General features: G+C 60.0%; 4 protein-coding genes and 1 tRNA gene. 3 read left to right on the top strand and 2 right to left on the bottom strand.

The window, feature by feature from the left end:
• The first annotated feature begins 898 nt into the window (after positions 1-898).
• Positions 899-3337, top strand: coding sequence for an alpha-L-arabinofuranosidase C-terminal domain-containing protein (locus tag ACI38B_RS05200; protein ID WP_439729820.1), 2439 nt, complete (start codon positions 899-901; stop codon positions 3335-3337).
• Here ACI38B_RS05200 and ACI38B_RS05195 read toward each other — a convergent pair.
• Positions 3312-3530, bottom strand: a complete 219-nt coding sequence (locus tag ACI38B_RS05195; RefSeq protein ID WP_439729819.1) for a hypothetical protein — start codon at positions 3528-3530, stop codon at positions 3312-3314. The genes ACI38B_RS05200 and ACI38B_RS05195 overlap by 26 nt on opposite strands.
• Before the next feature lie 59 nt (positions 3531-3589).
• On the opposite strand from ACI38B_RS05195, the gene ACI38B_RS05190 reads away from it, so the two are divergent.
• Positions 3590-4783, top strand: coding sequence for an SLC13 family permease (locus tag ACI38B_RS05190; protein ID WP_439729818.1), 1194 nt, complete (start codon positions 3590-3592; stop codon positions 4781-4783).
• A 214-nt stretch (positions 4784-4997) separates the two neighbouring features.
• Here ACI38B_RS05190 and ACI38B_RS05185 read toward each other — a convergent pair.
• Positions 4998-5071, bottom strand: a tRNA-Arg gene (locus tag ACI38B_RS05185).
• A gap of 103 nt (positions 5072-5174) precedes the next feature.
• On the opposite strand from ACI38B_RS05185, the gene ACI38B_RS05180 reads away from it, so the two are divergent.
• A partial coding sequence (locus ACI38B_RS05180) for a hypothetical protein (RefSeq protein WP_439729817.1) occupies positions 5175-5360 on the top strand: 186 nt, incomplete at its 3' end.

Raw genomic sequence — 5360 nt, 5'->3', positions numbered from 1 at the left:
AGTTGGTGTTGGATGTCAAGCAGCCCGGCCGCCGCAAGCGCCTGGCCGGCAAGGCGGTCAAGGCGTGGGAGCGTTGCGCCCGTCATACCCGGCTCCTCCCGCCGGACGGCGCTGCGGGAACACAAGCATGATGCCGGCGGGAGTGCCGTCCTCATCCAGACCGCACCCGCCGGAATTGTCGTGGTGTGACAGGTCCGTGGATTCTTGATTGCGGCGTCTTCGATGAGACCTTGCAAAAGTGCCATGCCGGGTTGTCTGTCTACACCGGTGGATGTCGGAATCTCAATATCTCTTGTTTCTGTCATGATTTCGCGAGATATTGAGAACAAAGTCTGAATATCTCGCGTCGATACGTGAATCGGTGAGATATTGAGATTTTTTCGTATGATCGGCATTGCGGTGGAATACGCGAAAATCGCGGAATATCAACGATTCTTGACTTCCGGGCGTTCGTCGCGTCTGCTGGGGAATCTGGAAAAATCGTGGATTTCGTTGTTGCGTAGAGTTATTGAGAGATTTTCCGAAAATCTCTTCTGCGCATGTCGATTTCGCGAGATATTGAGAACGGGTTCTGAATATCTCGCGTTCGATGGCCAAATCAGTGAGATGTTGAGATTCCCGCACAGTGTTGTCGGTTCAGCTCTGTCGAGCCGTACGGGGGATGGGTTGACCAGATCGGCGTGGCTTGCGTGGGGTGGTGGCTCAGTACTCGCGCATCTCCGGATTCCTGCACGTATGTATCTGCTCGGGCACAGGAAACCGGCAAGAGCGCCATAACCCATCCTGTCCGCCGCTGCGCATCGCGCCTCAAACAGCGTGGTGCCGCGTGCGACACGCACATGCATCATCCGCCCTGCGCTACCGGGAAAATCGTCTCATTTCGCCTACGATAGGAATCATGGTCACGGTAATGGTGGGTTCAGCGTCGCATCCGGTCAGCGACCGGCTGTATGGCGCGTTTCTTGAGGACATCAACATGTCGGTCGATGGCGGCCTGAATGCGAACGTGGTCAATAATTACAGCTTCGATGGCGTCTATCTCAAGCACCACAGCATGCGCGCCCGCGGAACGGACCGGTGGCGTACTCAGGCCGATCCGTTGCGTTTCTGGCAGTTCCATGGGGTTTCGGCGACGAGTTACGGCACCCAGACGCGCGGCGAGCACGGGCAGCGTATTGAAACATCCTGCCCGGCGCCTCCGTTGCACCCCAACAGCAGATACGTGCGTGTGACCTTGCCTGCTGGGCGGCATGACGCGGATATTGAAAACCTCGGGTACAACGGCGGCGGCAAGCACGCCGGGGAGTGCGCGATAGCCGTCAGCCAGGGGCATCGTTACGATTTCAGCGTCTACGTGCGTCCGGTGGCCGGTGTGGTGACGCTCGCGGTGAGTGTCGTCAACGCTTCGGGGGAGGCGTTGACCGATTGCGTGGAACTGTCGTGTGGCGGCCCCGGTGATGCAGATGCGTCAAGCGCAAGTGCCGTCGGGGCTAAGGCGTGTGATTCGGACGACACCGCCCACTCCAACGGATGGCTTCGTCTGACATGCACGCTATCGGGTATGGCCTCGGGTTTGGGCAAGCTGCATATCGGCTTGGTTTCGGGCCATGGACACGTCGGGGGTTGCGGATACGCCGGCGATGGGGCAGATACCGGCGAACAACGTGCTGACGGGGACGGGACGCATACAGACGGGGTACACGCAGACGGGCATCATGCAGGGAGCGTGGCGACTACGTCGACCGCTGTACCGACCGCTGCTCCGGCCTTTTCGCAACTCCCCGCGCAATCCACCGCGCAACTCGCCGCTCCTGCCGCCTTGTCAGACACTGTTATCGATCTCGACTGCGTCAGCCTCATGGATGCGGACACCTGGGGTGCGGGCGACCCCAAATGGCGATACGGCAGGTTCCGCCGCGACCTGGTCGAAGCTATCGCGGCGCTCAAACCCGCGTTCCTGCGGTTCCCCGGCGGCTGCATCACCGAAGGCGTCACGCCGGGCAACGAGTACCGTTGGAAAGACACGGTCGGCGCCTTGTACGCGCGTCGTCAGCAATACAATATGTGGGCCTTCCGCATGCCGGACGGCTCAAGCTATTCGCAGAGCTACCAGATCGGCTTCTACGAGTATTTCTGCCTGTGCGAGGATCTGGGAGCCAAGCCACTGCCGACCCTGTTCGCGGGCATGACCTGCCAGTCGCCGTACCGAGACCCGCAGTCCATTCCTGTGGACAGCGAATATTTCCGTGATGTGGTGGTCCAGGATTATCTCGATCTCATCGAATTCGCCAACGGCGATCCGGATGCCAGCCAATGGGCGCGTGTTCGCCGTGATATGGGCCATCCGGCGCCGTTCGGCCTTGACATGATCGGCATTGGCAACGAGAATTACGGCGAAGGGTATATGGAACGGTTCGATGCCATCGCCAAGGCGATTCACGAATGTTATCCGTCGATTTTGTGCGTGATGAGCGCCGGACTGTTTCCGTATCATCTGTCGATGCGTCGGGCGTGGAATCATGCGCGCGACATCGCCGCCGGGCGTGGCGAGATGCTGTTGGCGTGCGACCCGCCGCTCGCCGGTAGCAGAGTCATCGTGGACGAGCACTCCTACCACACGCCCGAATGGTTCGCTTCGCAAGCCCGCCGCTATGACGGCTATCCGCGTGATTCCGCCGGCGTGATGGTTGGGGAGTATTCGGCGAACGGGTATCTCGCGGGGCGCAAGCAGGACAACGCTCACGCCAACACGTGGGCTTCCGCGCTCGGCGAGGCGGCGTTCCTCACAGGGTGTGAGCGCAACAGCGACGTGGTGCGCATGACATCATATGCGCCGCTGCTCGCACGCGTGCCGGGCAAGGGATGGATGCAGAACCTCATCGAATTCGACGCGCGCACGGTTATGCCGACGCTCAACGCCGAAGTGGAACAGCTGTTCGCCACGCATATCGGCCCGATGGCCTACGAGTGCGAATTGGGCGATGCCGGGCGTACACGTGCCGGCAAGGCGGCGGGCCGGTTGTTCGCAAGCGCCACCGGCGATGAGTCGACCAGATTCATCAAGCTGGTCAATACGGGCGGCGATCGCATCGATGTCACGCTTGATATCTCATTTGGTTTGCGGGCACTGGGTGCGCGGTCCCGCCGCGATTCATGCCGGTTGCGTGTGGTGCGGCTGTGCGCCGCGCCCGAGGCACGCAATGTGCTTGGGGCTGACGGTGTGTCGCATCGGGCGGTGGAACGTCGTGAAGATACTTTCGCGATGGCCGGGCCGCCGGTGCGGTTCGCATTGGGATTGCCTGCATATTCGGTCACGATGGTGACGGTGACGTTGTGACACGCGCGTGACGCGTGCCGTCCTCCGCGTCGTTCTCTACCGACCGGTCGGCTTCGTTTGGGCGCGCGATTGGCGGCATATCGGCAATACTGGCGTATTTGCCGCCGACGTTTTCGACGATGGTCGGAGCAATCCGCGCGAACACGCCGTCTTTGGCTTCAGCCTGCTGGATTTCCCCGCTAAGATAAGGCATGTCGCGCGTGCGACATGTTGAATTCACCTGGGGTTCAACTCAAATTCACGGAGGACTGGATGCGACGTTGGTTGCTTGAAGTGGTCAAGAGTGAGACGATTCTCATCGTCGCTACGGTCCTTGCGATCATTTCCTGTTTCGTGGTGCCCCCGGATGCCGAGTATCGCAGCTATGTGCATACCAAGACAATCGCTCAGCTGGTGTGCCTGATGCTGGTGGTGTGCGGATTCCAGCGTATCGGCGTGTTCCGCATGGTCGGCTCGCGTCTGCTGCGCATGGTGCGCACCCAGCGTGGTGTGGTGCTGGTACTGGTGTCGCTTACGTATTTTTCCTCGATGCTGATTACCAATGATGTCGCGCTGGTCACGTTCATCCCGTTCGCGATTTCCGTGCTCACGATGGCGGGTATGGAGGCGTCGGCCGTGCTGGTGGCGACGCTGATGACCGTGGGGGCGAATGTTGGCAGCATGCTCACCCCGGTGGGCAATGCGCATAATCTGTATCTCAAAGCGTTGTCCGGCATACCGACCGGAAAGTTCCTCGGCATCATGGCCCCGTATTCCTTCGTCGCCGCGGTGTTGCTGATCGTGGTGATTTCGGTGGCGTTCGGTGGCAAGAAAGTAAGCCGGTTCGCTGATCTTGACGGGGAGGATATCGAACGCGGGGTGCTTGCCCCGCAGCCCGACCAGCCGCAGCCTGACGAAATCCGCCTGACAGGCTATGGTGCCGGCCATGGCGGCTGGCGCGTGTGGGTGTATGCTGCGCTGTTCCTGCTGTGCCTGCTGGTGGTCAGCGACTTGGTGCCGATCTGGGTGATGTGCGTCGTAGTCTTCGGCGTGTTCCTGTTCGCAGATCGCAAGGCGTTCCGGAAGGTCGATTGGGGGCTTCCGCTGACCTTCATCATGTTCTTCATTTTCATCGGCAATATGAAGCGTGTGCCGGCGTTCTATTCGCTTGCGGCGTCCCTGGTGGGCGGCCATCCGCTTGAAGTGGCGGTCGTATCCAGCCAGATCATGAGCAATGTGCCGACGACGATTCTGCTGTCGGGCTTCTGCGATGATTGGACGCATCTGATTATCGGCACGAACCTGGGCGGCATGGGCACGCTGATCGCTTCGATGGCGTCCTTGGTCTCCTACAAGAACGTGACCCGGCGCTACCCGGACAGAAAAGGCCGCTACCTTGCCGTGTACAGTGCGGTCAACGTGCTGTTCCTCATGGTGCTGGTCGGCCTGTCGTGGATCATCGACTGACTTGGGCGCGCTACTGACCTGCCCGCCCTACTGACCTGCGCGTAACCTTCCCAAACTGTCTACGCTCACAGCCGTCTGAGCGTAGACAGTTTGGGGAAGCGAATGCGTGGGATAGCTGGTTGCACGGGGTGGTTGCGTTGTGTGAGGCGGTTGCGTTGCGTGACCGCGATGACGGTTGATGCAGCAGTGCTACCGTGAAGACCTTGATGAAAAGTGACCCCGGTCGGATTCGAACCGACGACCTTGAAATTAGAAGTTTCCTGCTCTATCCAACTGAGCTACGGGGCCGTAAGACAACGTGTGCCATTATAGCAGCCATAGGGACGTGCGCCTGCCGACCACTGTGCGACTGCAACAACCCTCCTCGCCTGACGAACAATGTAGGGGGTGCGTGTTCACTGACATCGTGCGGCGTATAACCGGCATGTCAAAGGTGGCGTATGGCGATTTTTCGGCATATACTCTGATGAATACTCGAATTCATGAATGCGGCACCGCTGTGTTGAGGGGCCGCGAGATGAGAAGGGACGCCTATGGCTTGGCTCGCGTCGCCACCACCTACGGCCAAAACGGATGC

This window comes from Bifidobacterium sp. (assembly GCF_051876855.1).
GTDB lineage: Bacteria > Actinomycetota > Actinomycetes > Actinomycetales > Bifidobacteriaceae > Bifidobacterium.
This window is presented reverse-complemented; position numbering and strand designations above follow the sequence as displayed.

Excerpts from the sequence above, each read along its gene's own strand:
- ACI38B_RS05200 (WP_439729820.1), top strand. The coding sequence starts at position 899 with ATGGTCACGGTAATGGTGGGTTCAGCGTCGCATCCGGTCAGCGACCGG.
- ACI38B_RS05195 (WP_439729819.1), bottom strand. The coding sequence starts at position 3,530 with ATGCCTTATCTTAGCGGGGAAATCCAGCAGGCTGAAGCCAAAGACGGC.
- ACI38B_RS05190 (WP_439729818.1), top strand. The coding sequence starts at position 3,590 with ATGCGACGTTGGTTGCTTGAAGTGGTCAAGAGTGAGACGATTCTCATC.